The sequence below is a fragment of the Terrabacter aeriphilus genome, assembly GCF_039542985.1.
Taxonomy (GTDB): Bacteria; Actinomycetota; Actinomycetes; order Actinomycetales; family Dermatophilaceae; genus Terrabacter; species Terrabacter aeriphilus.
The window spans coordinates 189,837-203,867 of record NZ_BAABIW010000016.1; the positions used below are offsets into that span (position 1 = coordinate 189,837).

At 72.8% G+C, this 14,031-nt stretch carries 14 protein-coding genes; 5 read left to right on the forward strand and 9 right to left on the reverse strand.

Going from position 1 to position 14,031, the window contains the following annotated elements; translation table 11 throughout:
• Positions 1-3: 3 nt before the first annotated feature.
• A complete protein-coding gene (gene ctaD, locus ABD979_RS12660) occupies positions 4-1,767 on the reverse strand; it encodes an aa3-type cytochrome oxidase subunit I (protein ID WP_345507837.1) in 1,764 nt (587 codons plus the stop codon).
• Positions 1,764-2,714 (reverse strand): aa3-type cytochrome oxidase subunit II, encoded by a 951-nt coding sequence (gene ctaC, locus ABD979_RS12665; protein ID WP_486389410.1) that lies wholly within the window; start codon positions 2,712-2,714, stop codon positions 1,764-1,766. The genes ctaD and ctaC overlap by 4 nt, the downstream gene beginning before the upstream one ends.
• 134 nt (positions 2,715-2,848) lie before the next feature.
• Between ctaC and ABD979_RS12670 the strand changes: the two genes are divergently transcribed.
• A complete protein-coding gene (locus tag ABD979_RS12670; protein WP_345507839.1) occupies positions 2,849-4,072 on the forward strand; it encodes a cysteine desulfurase family protein in 1,224 nt (407 codons plus the stop codon).
• On the forward strand, positions 4,069-4,341 hold the full coding sequence (locus ABD979_RS12675) for a sulfurtransferase TusA family protein (protein ID WP_345507840.1): 273 nt from the start codon (positions 4,069-4,071) through the stop codon (positions 4,339-4,341). Before ABD979_RS12670 ends, ABD979_RS12675 begins: the two co-directional genes overlap by 4 nt.
• Here the strand turns inward: ABD979_RS12675 and aat are convergent.
• From aat to ABD979_RS12695, 4 genes are all read right to left on the reverse strand, one after another.
• Positions 4,310-4,984, reverse strand: coding sequence for a leucyl/phenylalanyl-tRNA--protein transferase (gene aat / locus ABD979_RS12680; protein ID WP_345507841.1), 675 nt, complete (start codon positions 4,982-4,984; stop codon positions 4,310-4,312). The genes ABD979_RS12675 and aat overlap by 32 nt on opposite strands.
• Before the next feature lie 4 nt (positions 4,985-4,988).
• Positions 4,989-5,975, reverse strand: coding sequence for a carbohydrate kinase family protein (locus tag ABD979_RS12685; protein WP_345507842.1), 987 nt, complete (start codon positions 5,973-5,975; stop codon positions 4,989-4,991).
• Positions 5,976-6,084: 109 nt separating this feature from the next.
• A complete protein-coding gene (erpA, locus tag ABD979_RS12690) occupies positions 6,085-6,462 on the reverse strand; it encodes an iron-sulfur cluster insertion protein ErpA (protein WP_345507843.1) in 378 nt (125 codons plus the stop codon).
• Positions 6,463-6,581: 119 nt separating this feature from the next.
• Complete coding sequence (locus tag ABD979_RS12695; RefSeq protein ID WP_345507844.1) at positions 6,582-7,748, reverse strand: glycerate kinase family protein; 1,167 nt, start codon at positions 7,746-7,748, stop codon at positions 6,582-6,584.
• A gap of 147 nt (positions 7,749-7,895) precedes the next feature.
• Here ABD979_RS12695 and nadA point away from each other — a divergent pair, with 147 nt between their 5' ends.
• The gene (gene nadA / locus ABD979_RS12700; protein WP_345507845.1) at positions 7,896-9,110 is read left to right on the forward strand and encodes a quinolinate synthase NadA; all 1,215 of its coding nucleotides are present in this window, start codon (positions 7,896-7,898) and stop codon (positions 9,108-9,110) included.
• 3 nt (positions 9,111-9,113) lie between these two features.
• The gene (locus ABD979_RS12705; RefSeq protein ID WP_345507846.1) at positions 9,114-9,938 is read left to right on the forward strand and encodes a metallophosphoesterase family protein; all 825 of its coding nucleotides are present in this window, start codon (positions 9,114-9,116) and stop codon (positions 9,936-9,938) included.
• Between the two features lie 19 nt (positions 9,939-9,957).
• Here ABD979_RS12705 and ABD979_RS12710 read toward each other — a convergent pair whose 3' ends face one another.
• A complete protein-coding gene (locus tag ABD979_RS12710; RefSeq protein WP_345507847.1) occupies positions 9,958-11,322 on the reverse strand; it encodes a dipeptidase in 1,365 nt (454 codons plus the stop codon).
• A 132-nt stretch (positions 11,323-11,454) separates the two neighbouring features.
• On the opposite strand from ABD979_RS12710, the gene ABD979_RS12715 reads away from it, so the two are divergent.
• Complete coding sequence (locus tag ABD979_RS12715; protein WP_345507848.1) at positions 11,455-12,036, forward strand: DUF3043 domain-containing protein; 582 nt, start codon at positions 11,455-11,457, stop codon at positions 12,034-12,036.
• A gap of 398 nt (positions 12,037-12,434) precedes the next feature.
• Here ABD979_RS12715 and ABD979_RS12720 read toward each other — a convergent pair whose 3' ends face one another.
• Both ABD979_RS12720 and ABD979_RS12725 read right to left on the reverse strand, forming a co-directional pair.
• A complete protein-coding gene (locus ABD979_RS12720; protein ID WP_345507849.1) occupies positions 12,435-13,808 on the reverse strand; it encodes a serine hydrolase domain-containing protein in 1,374 nt (457 codons plus the stop codon).
• A complete protein-coding gene (locus tag ABD979_RS12725; protein WP_345507850.1) occupies positions 13,805-14,020 on the reverse strand; it encodes a hypothetical protein in 216 nt (71 codons plus the stop codon). The genes ABD979_RS12720 and ABD979_RS12725 overlap by 4 nt, the downstream gene beginning before the upstream one ends.
• Between the last annotated feature and the right edge of the window lie 11 nt (positions 14,021-14,031).

Consider the following 14,031-nt stretch of genomic DNA (forward strand, 5'->3'; position numbering starts at 1 on the left):
GGGTCAGTCCTCACGCTTCGTGGTGCTGGCGGTCTCGTGCTCGGCGACGTCCGCCGGGCCCATGACCTGGACGAGGGTGCTCTGGTCGGCGACGATGGCCCCGCCACCGCTGGCGGCCTCCGGGTGGTGCAGGTCGAACGCGGGGCGCTCGGACCGGATGCGCGGCAGCGAGGTGAAGTTGTGCCGCGGCGGCGGGCACGAGGTGGCCCACTCGAGCGAGGCGCCGTAGCCCCACGGGTCGTCGGACTCGACGAGCGGCGCCGTGCGCCACGTCTTCCAGACGTTGTAGACGAACGGGATCATCGAGGCACCGAGCAGGAACGAGCCGAGGCTCGAGACGATGTTCGCGGCCTGGAAGCCCTCCTCGGGCAGGTAGTCCGCGTAGCGGCGCGCCATGCCCTCGACACCGAGCCAGTGCTGGATGAGGAAGGTCAGGTGGAAGCCGATGAAGAGCATCCAGAAGTGGATCTTGCCGAGGGTCTCGTCGAGCATCCGGCCGGTCAGCTTGGGCCACCAGAAGTAGTAGCCGGCGAACATCGCGAACACCACGGTGCCGAAGACGGTGTAGTGGAAGTGCGCGACGACGAAGTAGCTGTCGGAGAGGTGGAAGTCGAGCGCGGGGCTCGAGAGGATGATGCCGGTCAGGCCACCGAAGAGGAACGTCACGAGGAAGCCCATCGACCACAGCATCGGCGTGGCCATGACGACCTTGCCGCCCCACATCGTGCCGATCCAGTTGAAGAACTTCACACCGGTCGGCACGGCGATGAGCATCGTCATCACCGCGAAGAAGGGTAGGAGCACCTGCCCCGTCACGTACATGTGGTGCGCCCAGACGCTCGCGGACAGCGCGGCGATCGCGATCGTGGCGAAGACGAGCGTCTTGTAGCCGAAGATCGGCTTGCGCGAGAAGACCGGGAGGATCTCGCTGATGATGCCGAAGAACGGCAGCGCGATGATGTAGACCTCTGGGTGCCCGAAGAACCAGAAGAGGTGCTGCCACAGCATGGCGCCGTTGTTCTCGGCGTCGAAGATGTGCATCCCGAAGCGCCGGTCGCCACCGAGCGCGAAGAGCGCGGCCGCGAGGATCGGGAAGACGAGGATCGCGAGCAGCGAGGTGATCAGCACCGTCCAGGTGAAGATCGGCATGCGGAACATCGTCATGCCGGGCGCGCGCAGGCAGATGATCGTCGTGATGAAGTTGACGGCGCCGAGGATCGTGCCGAAGCCACCGAGGGCGAGGCCGAAGACCCAGAGGTCACCGCCCAGACCCGGCGAGTAGCTGACGTCGGAGAGCGGCGCGTAGGCGAACCAGCCGAAGGCGGCCGCACCCTGCGGGGTGAGGAAGCCGATCGAGGCGATGAGGCCACCGAAGAGGTAGAGCCAGTACGCGAACATGTTGAGGCGCGGGAACGCGACGTCCGGCGCACCGATCTGCAGCGGCATGACGGCGTTCGCGAAGCCGGCGAAGAGCGGCGTCGCGAAGAGCAGCAGCATGATCGTGCCGTGCATCGTGAAGAGCTGGTTGTACTGCTCCGGGTTGTCGACGATCTGCAGGCCGGGGGCCATGAGCTCGGCGCGGATGAGCAGGGCCATCAGGCCACCGAGCAGGAAGAAGACGAACGAGGTGACGAAGTAGAGGTTGCCGATCACCTTGTGGTCGGTCGTCGTCACCCACTTGACGAACGTCTGCCCCTTGAGCAGGCGCGGGCGGGCGGCGCTGACGCCGGTCGCCTGGGCCTCACGGTTGAGGGTTGCGGAGGTCATGAGCTGCTCCCAGAGCGTGCGGGTGCGGGGATCTTGTCGGCGTCGGCGGGGACCATCTTCTCGCGGCTCACGTCGACGGGGATAAGGCCGGTCTGGCCGATGGAGCGCAGGCGCGCCATCTCCTGGTCGTACTGCGCCTGCGGCACGACCTTGACCATGAAGAGCATCTGCGAGTGGTAGGCGCCGCAGAGCTCGGCGCACTTGCCCTGGAAGGTGCCGACCTGGGTGGGCGTCAGCTGGAACTTGTTCGTCTTGCCCGGGAGCATGTCCATCTTCATCATGAACGCCGGCACCCAGAAGCTGTGGATGACGTCACGAGCGTTGAGGACGAACTCGACGCGCTTGTTGACGGGCAGGTAGAGCACGGGCATCTGGTCGCGCTTGCCGGTCGTGCCGTCGAGCTCGGTGTGGACACCGCTCTCGTGCACGTCGGAGTCGACGTAGTTGAAGTCCCAGCTCCACTGCTTGGCCACGACGCTGACCGTGAGGTCCTTCTTCGTGCTCGTGTCGACGAGGGCGGCCTCGTCGCGCGCGGTGTAGGCGAAGAACACGGCCACCATGAAGACGGGGATGATCGTGTAGAGCAGCTCCATCGGCACGTTGTAGCGCAACTGCACGGGGAGCGTCTCGTCGCCCTTGCGCTTGCGGAAGCGGATGGCGGCGTAGAGCATCAGGCCCCACGTGATGGCGCCGACGCCGAGCACGGCGATCCAGCTGCCGACCCAGAGGTCCGTCACCCGCTGGCCGCTGTCGGAAACCACTTCGGGCAGGTATCCGTTGGACACCTTGCCCTGGCATCCGCTGAGGGCGAGACCCGCGAGGGTCACGATCCCGGCGACACGCAGACCGGTGCGTCGCCGCCCGGTCCCGCCTACCACCGACGTCACCACCGGCGTCGCCGCTGGGGTGTCTTCGTGCTCAGGCACCAGGTGCACCTTTCGTTCCATACGTGGGCGCGCGAGGCGCGCGTCGAACGTGTTCCCGTCAATCCCAGTCAATCCGTCAGGGCAGCCAGGGCCCACGGCGCAACCCTACCGCCCCACTTGTCACGGTGTCCGCAGGGGGCGGCTAACGTTGCGGAGTGGCCAGTCACGATCCGGGAACGAACGTTGGACCCGGTGCCGGACGCGGCCCGGAGCGGCCCGCAGCCCCGCGCCGGCTGCTCGACGCGGCCGCCGGACCGCTTCACCCGGCCGCCCGCTCGACCCTCCTCGCGGCGGTCGACGTCGGGTGGGCCGACCCCGCCCGGCTGCACGCCGAGGGTCGCCGCGCCCGCGGGCTGCTCGACCGGGCCCGCGAGGTCGTCGCGGCCGGTCTCGGGGCGCGCCCCGGCGAGGTGAGCTTCCTGCCCAGCGGCCCCACCGCGCTCGCCCGGGCCGTCGACGGCATCACGTATGCCGCCCGCCGGCGTGGCGCGCGCACGGTGACCTCCGCGGTCGAGCACTCCGCGGTGCTCGTGCCGGCCCGAGCCCGCGCGGCCGCCGCCGCCGACCCGACGCTGCTCGAGGAGGTCGCGGTCGACGCGCGCGGCCGCGTCGACCTCCGCGCCTGGGCCGCGGCCGTGGCCCACCCGGCGACCGTCGTGGCGGCGCTGCAGAGCGCGAACGGCGAGGTGGGCACCCGGCAGCCCCTCGGCGAGGCCAGGGCGGCGGCCGCGGCCCACGGCCTGCCGCTGCTCGTGGACGCGAGCGCCGGGCTCGGCCGCGACACCGCGCCCACCGAGTGGGACGTGCTCGTCGGCGACGCCCGCTCGTGGGGCGGTCCCCCGCTCGGTGTGCTCGTCGTCCGCGAGGGCGTGCGCTGGCACTGGGACGGTGCCCGCGCCGACGTGGAGCACGGCCGCACCGACGTGACCCCGTGGGTGCCGCTCGCGCTGGCCGCGGCCGAGGCATGGCAGCAGACGGCCGCCACCCGGCCGGCCGACGCCCCCGCGGCGCACGCGCTCGTCGACCGCATCCGGGCCGCGGCCGCCGAGGTGCCCGACACCGAGGTCGTCGGCGACCCGGACGACCGGCTCCCCCACGTCGTGACCTTCTCCAGCCTCTATGTCGACGGTGAGGCGGTCGTCGGGGCGTTCGACGCGGCCGGCTTCGCCGTCGCCAGCGGCTCCGCGTGCACGTCGAGCACCCTGGAGCCCAGCCACGTGCTGGCGGCGATGGGGGTGCTGACCCACGGCAACGTGCGCGTCACCCTGCCCCTGCCCGCCGTCTCCCCCGCGCTCGCTGCCGACGTCGACGCCTTCGTGGAGACCGTCGCCCCGACCGTGCGGGCCGTGCGCGACCGGCTCGGGGTGGGCGACCTGTGACCGCCCCCGACGATCCCCCGGTCGTCGACGCGCGCGGTCAGCGGTGCCCGCTGCCCGTCATCCGCCTCGCCCGCCTCGTGCGGCTCGTCGAGGACGACCCCACCGTGCTCGAGGTCACGGTGCTCGCCACCGACCCGGCGGCCGCGCACGACGTGCCGGCGTGGTGCCGGATGCGGGGGCACCGCTTCGTCGGCGCGCGCGACGAGGGCGACCACACGGCATACGTCGTCGGGGTGGTCAGGCCCAGCGGGCCGGCAGCGGGGCGCTGAGCACGGTCGGGAGCGCCGCGAGGTACTCCTCCCGGGGCACCTCGCGCACCCCGAGCGACGAGAGGTGCGGCGTCTGCCACTGCACGTCGACGAGCCGGCGCGGGTCGCCGTCTGCGACGAGGAGGTCGCGCAGGCCGACGAGGGCGACCTTGGAGGCGTCGCGCACGTGGTGGAACATCGACTCCCCGGCGAAGAGGCCCCCGATGGCGACCCCGTAGAGCCCGCCGACGAGCTCGCCGTCCTGCCACGTCTCCACCGAGTGCGCCCACCCCGCGCGGTTGAGGGCGAGGTAGGCCTCGGCGATCTCCGGCGTGATCCACCGGCCGTCACGGTCGGGCGCCGCGCACGCCTCGACGACCCCCTCGAAGTCGGTGTCGACGCGCACCTCGAAGTGCGCGAGCGACTTGCGCAGCGACCGGCTGACGAGCAGCTCGCTCGGGCGCAGGATGCCGCGGGGGTCCGGGCTCCACCAGCCCATCGGCTCCGCGCCGTGGTCGCCGATGCCCATCGGGAAGACGCCGACGGTGTAGGCCTCGTAGAGCGTGGCCACGTCGAGGTCCGCGCCGATGCCGACGAGGTCCTCCCCCGGGGTCACCCGGTCGAGGGCGAAGTCCCAGGGAGTCGACGGCGGCGGGGTGGGCACGAGCTCACGGCCGCGGGCACGTGATGTGCGGCGCGATCTCCTCGGCCGAGTCGCTGCCGTAGGCCTCCGCGAGCCGCTCGAGGAAGCGGGCCTTGCCGAGGACGTACTCCTGCGTGCCGACGGTCTCGATGACGTAGGTGGCGAGCATCGAGCCCAGCTCGGCGCACCGGCGGTGCGGCAGGCCGGCGGCGAGACCGGTGAGGAAGCCGGAGCGGAACGCGTCGCCGACCCCCGTCGGGTCGGCCTTGCGCACCTCGCGGGCGATGCCGACCTCGATCGGCTCCTCCCCGCGCACGCGCACGGTGACGCCGTCCTTGCCGCGGGTCTTGACCTGCACCCGCACCCGGTTGCCCAGCTCCTCCTCGCTCCAGCCCGTCTTCTGGCACGCGAGGTGGCTCTCGTACTCGTTCGTGAAGAGGTACTCGGCGCCGTCGACGAGCCGCTCGATCGTCTCGCCGTCGCAGAACGCGAGCTGCTGCGACGGGTCCGCCGCGAACGGGATGCCGCGGCTGCGGCACTCGTCGGAGTGGCGCAGCATCGCCTCGGGGTCGTTGGCCCCGACGACGACGAGGTCGAGGCCGCCGACCCGGCGCGCGACCGGCGCGAGCTCGATGTCGCGCGCCTCGGTCATGGCGCCGGCGTAGAACGTCGCGATCTGGGCCATGTCGCGGTCCGTCGTGCAGATGAAGCGGGCCGTGTGCTGCGACTCGGAGTAGTGCACCGACTCGCAGTCGACCCCGTGGCGCTGCAGCCAGCTGCGGTAGTCGGTGAAGTCCTCGCCCACCGCGCCGACGAGGACCGGGCGCTGGCCGAGGTTGGCCATGCCGAACGCGATGTTGGCCGCCACACCCCCGCGACGCACCTGCAGGTCCTGCGTGAGGAACGAGAGGGAGATCTTGTCGAGCTGCTCGACGACGAGGGAGTCGGCGAAGAGCCCGTCGAAGGTCATCAGGTGGTCGGTGGCGATGGAGCCGGTGATCGCGATCTGCACGGGAGCAACCTACCCGGCGGGGCGCCTCCCCCGACCACGGCCGCCCCCGCGCACGACGAAGGGCCCGACCGTGTGGTCGGGCCCTTCGTCGTGGTCCGGCTGGTGCGGCTCAGCTGAAGGAGTCGCCGCAGGCGCAGCTGCTGCCCGCGTTGGGGTTGTCGATCGTGAAGCCCTGCTTCTCGATCGTGTCGGCGAAGTCGATGGTCGCGCCCTCGAGGTAGGGCGAGCTCATGCGGTCGACGACGACCTCGACACCCTCGAAGTCGCGGACGAGGTCACCGTCGAGGGTGCGCTCGTCGAAGTAGAGCTGGTAGATCAGGCCCGAGCAGCCGCCGGGCTGGACGCCCACGCGAAGGCGAAGATCGTCGCGACCCTCCTGCTCGAGGAGGCTCTTGACCTTCGTCGCCGCGACGTCCGTCAGCACGACACCGTGGGCGGGAGCCTCGGTCTGAACCTCGGCGGCAGATGCGTTCGTCTCGACACTCATGTGGTGGTCCTTCACGTCGTGGTGCATGGGTCAGGAGTGACAACCCACGCCGTGCGGGAAGTGTTCCCTGCCGCTTCAGGATACGACCGGGGCGGTCGGATCCGTGCATCCGGGCCCGATCAGGCGCGTGGGGGCGACCACGTGCGGGCCACCCGGGCCGCCCGGTCGGCGAGGCGCGCGGCGGGGTCCGCGAGCGCCGCGGCCACCTGGTCGGGGCGCTCGGCGACGGCGTACACGCCCGAGAGCCCGGCGGTCATCGCCTCGCGGCGACCGACGAGCGACTGGCCGGGCACCGCGACCGCCGGCACGCCCACGCGGCCCGCGGCCTCGGCGACCCCGACGACGACCTTGCCGCGCAGCGACTGCCAGTCGAAGCAGCCCTCCCCCGTCACCACGAGGTCGGCGCTCGCGACGAGGTCGGCGAACCCGACCGCGTCGAGCACCGCCTCGACCCCCGAGACGCGGCGCGCGCCGAGCAGGTGCAGGGCGTAGCCGAGGCCTCCCGCCGCGCCCGCACCCGGCTCGCGCTCGGGCTTGAGCAGGGCGCCGGTGATGAGGTCGCGGGCCGGCGGGCGCACCCGCGCGACGACGCTCGCGAAGTGCCCGAGGGCGTTCTCGAGGCGCTGGGCGTCCTCCTCGGACGCGCCCTTCTGCGGCCCGAAGACCGCGCTCGCGCCCTTGAGCCCGAGCAGCGGCGAGTCGACGTCGCTCGCGATGACGAGGTCGACCCCCCGGAAGCGGTCGCCCGCGGTGTCGAGCCCGGCCACGTCGTCGGCCGTCGTGGCGCCGAGCGCGAGGCCCCCGCGCCCGAGCCGGGCCACGGGGCCCGCGCCGAGCGCGGCCAGCACCCCGGCGCCCGCGTCGTTGGTGCCCGAGCCGCCGAGCCCGACGACGACGCGTCGGGCGCCGGCGTCGAGGGCGGCCTGCAGGAGCGTGCCGACACCGGTCGTCGTCGTCACCGTGGGGTCGCGCTCGTCGGGCGCGAGCAGGTGCAGCCCGGCGGCCTGGGCCGACTCGACGTATGCCGTCCGCCCGGCCGCGCCGGTCGTCAGCAGGATCGTCGCCGGCACCTCCCGCCCCAGCGGGTCGGTCGTGACGACGGCGTGCACCTCCCCGTCGAGGTTCTCGGCGAGCACGTCGACGAAGCCGGGGCCGCCGTCCGAGAGGGGCACGAGCGTCAGCCGGTCGTGCGGGGCGCTGCGCGCCCACCCCTCGGCCAGGGCGCTGGCGGCCTGCCCGGCCGTCAGGGTGCCGGTGTAGCAGTCGGGGGCGATGATGACGTGCACGCCGGCATCCTCCCACCGTCGACGTGCAGGCGGCACGCGCGGGCGAAGAACGCGCGGGCGAGGCACGCGCGGGCGAAGCACGCGCGTGCGCGGCACGCGGGCGAGGCCCGCGCCGGGGGCCGCCGCCGTCGGCATACGATCTGGGGCATGACGACCGACACCGCCTCGGCACCGGCCCCGCTCCCCCTCCTCGTGCTCGGGACGGGCACCGACCTGCACACCGAGCGCGGCGTCGAGTGCCCGGGAGACCTGCCCGCGGCGTCCGACCCCGGCCTCGTGGAGCGGGCGCGGGCGGCCAAGGCCGCGCTGGGCGACCGCGTCTTCGTGCTCGGCCACCACTACCAGCGCGACGAGGTCATCGAGTTCGCCGACGTGACCGGTGACTCCTTCAAGCTCGCGCGCGACGCCGCTGCACGCCCCGACGCGCCCTACATCGTCTTCTGCGGCGTGCACTTCATGGCGGAGTCGGCCGACATCCTGACGAGCGACGAGCAGAGCGTCATCCTCCCCGACCTCGCCGCCGGCTGCTCGATGGCCGACATGGCCGCCATCGCCCAGGTCGAGGACTGCTGGGAGCAGCTCGAGGCGGCGGGGGTCGCGGGCTCGACGATCCCCGTGACCTACATGAACTCGTCCGCCGCGATCAAGGCGTTCACCGGCCGGCACGGCGGCACCATCTGCACGAGCTCGAACGCGCGCACGGCGCTCGACTGGGCCTTCGAGCAGGTCGGCGGGGTCGGGCTCGACGGGACGGGCACCGGCAAGGTGCTCTTCCTGCCCGACCAGCACCTCGGCCGCAACACCGCCGTCCGCGAGCTCGGCCTCTCCCTCGACGACTGCGTCGTGTGGGACCCGCACCGCCCGAACGGCGGCCTGACGCCGGAGCAGCTGCAGGCGGCGCGGATGATCCTGTGGCGCGGGCACTGCTCGGTGCACGGCCGGTTCTCGGTCGACGCCGTGGAGACGGCCCGGCGCGAGATCCCGGGGGTCAAGGTCATCGTGCACCCCGAGTGCCGCCACGAGGTCGTCGAGCTCGCCGACGAGGTCGGCTCGACGGAGAAGATCATCCAGACCATCGCGGCGGCGCCCGCCGGCACGTCGTGGGTCGTCGGCACGGAGCTCAACCTCGTGCAGCGGCTCGCCCGGCAGTTCCCCGAGCAGCGGATCGCCTTCCTCGAGAAGAACGTCTGCTACTGCTCGACGATGAACCGGATCGACCTGCCCCACCTCGTGTGGGCGCTCGAGTCGCTCGTCGAGGGGCGGGTCGTCAACCCGATCCGCGTCGACCCGACGGTGGCGGCCGAGGCGCGGTCGGCGCTCGACCGGATGCTCGCGCTCCCGGGCCACACGTCGAAGGACTGAGGCGTGGCGCTCGCGCTCGACCGCATCGCGGTCATCTCCGACGTCCACGGCAACGTCACGGCCCTCGAGGCCGTGCTCGAGGACATCCGGGCGCGCGGCATCACCCGCGTGCTGTGCCTCGGCGACGTCGTGGGCAAGGGGCCGCGCGGCTCCGAGGCGGTCAAGCTGACGCGCGAGGCGTGCGAGCTGACGGTCCGCGGCAACTGGGACACCCTCATCGGCGACTGGGAGGGCTTCGTCGGGCGCGGCGACGTGCCCCGCTTCCCGGCCGGGCAGTGGACCCGTGAGGAGATCAGCGACGAGGACGCCGCCTGGCTGACCGCCCTGCCCAACGCATACGACCTCGTCATGAGCGGCAAGCGGATCCGGTTGTTCCACGCCTCGCAGACGAGCGAGTTCGTGCGGGTGCGCTGGGAGCACACCATGGACGAGTTCCGCGGGATGTTCACCAACACCGACTTCACCGGCCCGTGGGCGCCGGGGCTGCCGGCCCACCCGGACGACGCGTGGCCCGAGGGCACCACCCCGGACGTCGTCGGCTACGGCGACATCCACGGCGCCTACCTCGAGGCCGACGAGGGGCTGCTCCTCTTCAACGCGGGCGCCGTCGGCAACCACCTCGACGGGCCGAGCGCGCCCTACTGCATCCTCGAGGGGGTCACCGACTCGCTCGTGCCGCAGAGCTTCTCGGTCAACTTCGTGCGGGTGCCGTACGACATCGAGGCCGAGATCGCGGCCGCGCGCGACCTCGGCATGCCCGATGCCGAGGCCTACGCCCTCGAGCTGCGCGACCAGGTCTACCGGGGGGCGGGCAAGCCGACGTCCTGACGACCGCCCCCCGACCGGCTCAGCGGGGCAGGGCGCCGAGGCGGGCGAGGAACACGGCCTCGGCCACGCACACCTTCTCGAACTCGGCGAGGTGCAGCGACTCGTTGGCGCCGTGCGCGCGGGTGTCGGGGTCCTCGACGCCGGTCACGATGATCGACGCGTCGGGGAACCGGGCGGAGAAGTCGGAGATGAAGGGGATCGAGCCCCCGACGCCCATGTCGACCGGCTCGGTGCCCCATGCGTCGGCGAAGGAGGCGCGGGCCTCGTCGTAGACCGGGCCCTCGGCGTCGGCCGCGAAGCCCGATCCGTACTCCTCCGACTCGACGGTGACCCGCGCGCCCCACGGCGCGTGGTCGAGCAGGTGCTTCTCGAGCAGCTCGAAGGCGGCCTGCGGGTCCTGGGTCGGGGCCAGGCGCATCGAGACCTTGGCGCGCGCGCGGGCGGCGAGGGTGTTCGACGCCTTGTCGACCGAGGTGACGTCCATGCCGATCGTCGTGATCGACGGCTTGGTCCACAGCCGGGAGAGGATCGAGCCCGAGCCGATGAGCGAGACGCCGTCGAGCAGCCCCGACTCCTCACGGAAGCGTGCCTCGTCGTAGTCGAGGTCGGCGGCGGTGGACTCGTCGAGGCCCTGGACGGCGACGTTGCCGTCCTCGTCGTGCAGGCTCGACAGCAGCCGCACGAGCGCGGTGACGGCGTCCGGAGCAGCGCCGCCGAACATGCCCGAGTGCACCGAGTGGTCGAGCGTCTCGACCTTGACCACGGCCCTGACGCCCCCGCGCAGGGTCGTCGTCAGGGCGGGCGTGCCGATGTCCCAGTTGCCGGAGTCGGCGATGACGATGGCGTCGGCCGCGAGCCGGTCGCCGTGCTTCTCGAGGATCGTGCCGAGGGACGGCGAGCCGGACTCCTCCTCGCCCTCGACGAAGACCGTGACGCCGACGGGGAGGTTGCCGGCGTGCGCACGCAGGGCGGCGACGTGGGCCATGACGCCGGCCTTGTCGTCGGCGGCTCCACGGCCGTAGAGGCGTCCGCCGCGCTCCTGCGGCTCGAAGGGGGCGCTGTCCCAGTCGGCGTCGTCGCCGGGGGGCTGCACGTCGTGGTGCGCGTAGAGGGTCACCGTCGGCGCGCCCTCGGGACCGTCGAGGTGGCCGATGACGGCCGGGCGTCCGCCCTCGACGACGACCTCGACGTCGAGGCCCTCGCGGCGGAGCAGCTCGGCCACGGCCTCGGCGCTGCGCGCCACCTGGCTCTGGTCGAACGACGAGGCCGACACGCTCGGGATGCGCACGAGCTCCTCGAGGTCGGCCCGCACCTGCGGCATGAGCTCGGCCACGCGGGCGCGGATCTGCTCGATCTGGTCAGGGGTCAGCGTCGCGTCAGTCACGCCTGCGACCTTACCGACCGGCGGGTCCGGTGTGCCCGGCGGTGGGCGGGCGGTGGTCTGGCGGTGGGCGGGCTGCGGTCCGGTGGCCGGCGCGATGCGGGGCCCGGGGCCCGTTCGGCTTAGAGTGACACCGTGTTCGGACGCAAGAAGACCCTCAACGACGAGCTCGCCCCCACGGTGACGGCCGACCCGGCCCGCCCCGGTGCGAAGAACCGCCCCACGCCCAAGCGGCGCGAGCAGGAGGCCCTCAACAAGCGTCCCCTCATCGTGACCGACCGCAAGGCCGCCGGTGCCCAGGACAAGGCGGCCCGCCGCGAGGCGATGGCCAAGCAGCGCGCCGGCATGATGACCGGCGACGAGAAGTACCTGCCGGCCCGCGACAAGGGCCCGCGCCGCCGCTTCATCCGCGACACGGTCGACGCCCGCTGGAACATCGGCGAGTTCATGCTCCCGGTCATGCTGCTCGTCCTGCTGCTCAGCTTCGTGCGCACGAACTGGGCCCTGCTCATCGTCTTCGTCATGGTCTACGGCCTCATCCTCATCGCCGTCGGCGACGCCGTGCTGATGTGGCGGCGCACCCGCCGCAAGGTCGAGGACAAGTTCGGCGCGGCCGAGAAGGGTGACGCCTGGTACGCCATCATGCGCGCCTTCCAGATGCGCCGCACGCGCATGCCGAAGCCGCAGGTCAACCGCGGCGAGCACCCCACCGTCTGACGCGCACCGCCCGCGGGCACGCCGTCCGCGGCTGAACTCGCGCCGTGGCGCACTTGCAGCCACCAGCCGGCCCGAACCCCGGCCGAAAGTGCGCCGTGGCGCAGTTGCAGCCACCAGCCACACCCAACCCCGGCCGCAAGTGCGCCGTGGCGCACTTGCAGCCGCCAGCCGCACCGAAACCCGGCCGATAGTGCGCCGTGGCGCAGTTGCAGCCACCAGCCGGCCCGAACCCCGGCCGAAAGTGCGCCGTGGCGCAGTTGCAGCCACCAGCCGGCCCGGAACCCTGCCCAAAGTGCGCCGTGGCGCAGTTGCAGCCGCCAGCCGCACCGGAACCCGGCCGAAAGTGCGCCGTGGCGCGGTTGCAGCCGGCGGGCAGGGGTGCGGGGCCGGCGGCGGCCTCAGGCCTGGAGGTCGGCGAAGGCGAGCGGGGCCCGGGTCACGGCATACGTCGCGAAGTAGAGCTTGGCGACCGAGCCGTCGGCGTCACGCACCACCTCGAGCACCTCGCCGCGCTCGCGGCCCTCGACGGCCCGGAAGCGGTCCGGGCCCTCGGCGGCATACCGCGTCTCGGACAGCGGGTCGTGCTCGTCGAGGCGCGACCACAGCCCGCCGTCGCGCACGAAGAACGTGAGCGGTGAGCCCTCCGACCACCACAGCCCGAGCAGCTCGGCGAGCGCCGGCTGCTCCGCCTCGGGCACCCAGGGCGCTGGGGCCGACGGCTCGGAGTCGAGCACCGCTTCGACCAGGTCGGTCGCGAGCGCGAGGGTCATGGCGTTCGACGTGGCGTTGGCGAAGACGACCGCGCCGATGCCGTCACGCCGGCGCACCCGCAGGCCGGTGAGGAAGCCGGGCATGGCCCTGCCGTGCCCGACGAAGACCCGGTCGCCCCGCCGGCCCATGCCGAAGCCGAGACCGTAGGCGCCGCCCCAGCCGTCGACGTCGGTCATGATGATCGGCCGGCACATCTCGTCGATCGTCTCGGGGCGCACGACGCGGTCGTCGGGGCGCGCGACGTAGGCGGCATAGCGCGCCATGTCGGCGACCGTCGACCAGAGGCCACCCAGGGGCGCCGTCGCGTTGAGCGTGAAGAGCGGCTCCTCGCTCGCCGTGCCGGCGTAGGGGTCGACCTGGTAGCCGAGCGCACGGTCGGTCGCCGGCACGAGGCCGGTGCGCGTCATCCCGAGCGGACCGAGCACGCGCTCCTGCACGACGTGCTCCCAGTCCTGCCCCGTGACGCGCTCGACGACCTGGCCGAGCAGGCCGTAGGCGAGGTTCGAGTAGTGGAACGCGTGGTGGGCGGGCAGCACCTGCTCCGCCTCCTCCACGCCGGCGAGGAAGGCCTCGCGCTCCGGGGCCTGGAGGCTCTCCCAGATGTTGCCGACCGGCTCGCGCTGGAGGCCGGATGCGTGGGCGAGCATCTGCCGCAACGGAACCCGCGCGTGCCGGGTGCCCGGCAGGTAGGTCTCGAGCGTGTCGTCGAGCGACAGCCGGCCCTCGTCGCGCAGCGACATCACCGTCAGGGCCGTGAAGGTCTTGGTGACCGACCCGATCATGAACTGCGTGTCGTCGTCGGCCGCCACACCCTCACCCGCGCCCGCACGACCCGGCGCGCCGAGCCGGGCCGACCCGACGTGGCCCGACCACACGAGCTGCCCGTCCCGCACGACACCGGCGCTGACGCCCGGCGACCGCCAGGAGCGCTGCGCCTCGGCGACGCGGTGGCGCAGGTCGCGCGCGAGCGCGTCGGAGAGCGGCTCGACCTCGGGAGTCACTCGGCCGCCCGCAGGCTCATCGGGCCGTAGACGACGGCGTCGTCCTCGCGGAGCGTGACGGACTCGACCCCGGCGGCGACGAGGTCGCGCCAGGACTCGCCGAGGTAGTTCTCGGCGTCGCTCTGCGTCGGGAACGTCGTCGAGCTCAGGGCCTCCCCCGTCATCGGGTTGCCGTGGGCGTCGAGGTACAGCCAGGACCAGTCAGCACTCATGCCCGCCACCC

Coding starts and splice junctions, on each gene's coding strand:
- ctaD (WP_345507837.1), bottom strand. CDS start 1,767: ATGACCTCCGCAACCCTCAACCGTGAGGCCCAGGCGACCGGCGTCAGC.
- ctaC (WP_486389410.1), bottom strand. CDS start 2,714: ATGGAACGAAAGGTGCACCTGGTGCCTGAGCACGAAGACACCCCAGCG.
- erpA (WP_345507843.1), bottom strand. CDS start 6,462: ATGAGTGTCGAGACGAACGCATCTGCCGCCGAGGTTCAGACCGAGGCT.
- nadA (WP_345507845.1), top strand. CDS start 7,896: ATGACGACCGACACCGCCTCGGCACCGGCCCCGCTCCCCCTCCTCGTG.
- ABD979_RS12725 (WP_345507850.1), bottom strand. CDS start 14,020: ATGAGTGCTGACTGGTCCTGGCTGTACCTCGACGCCCACGGCAACCCG.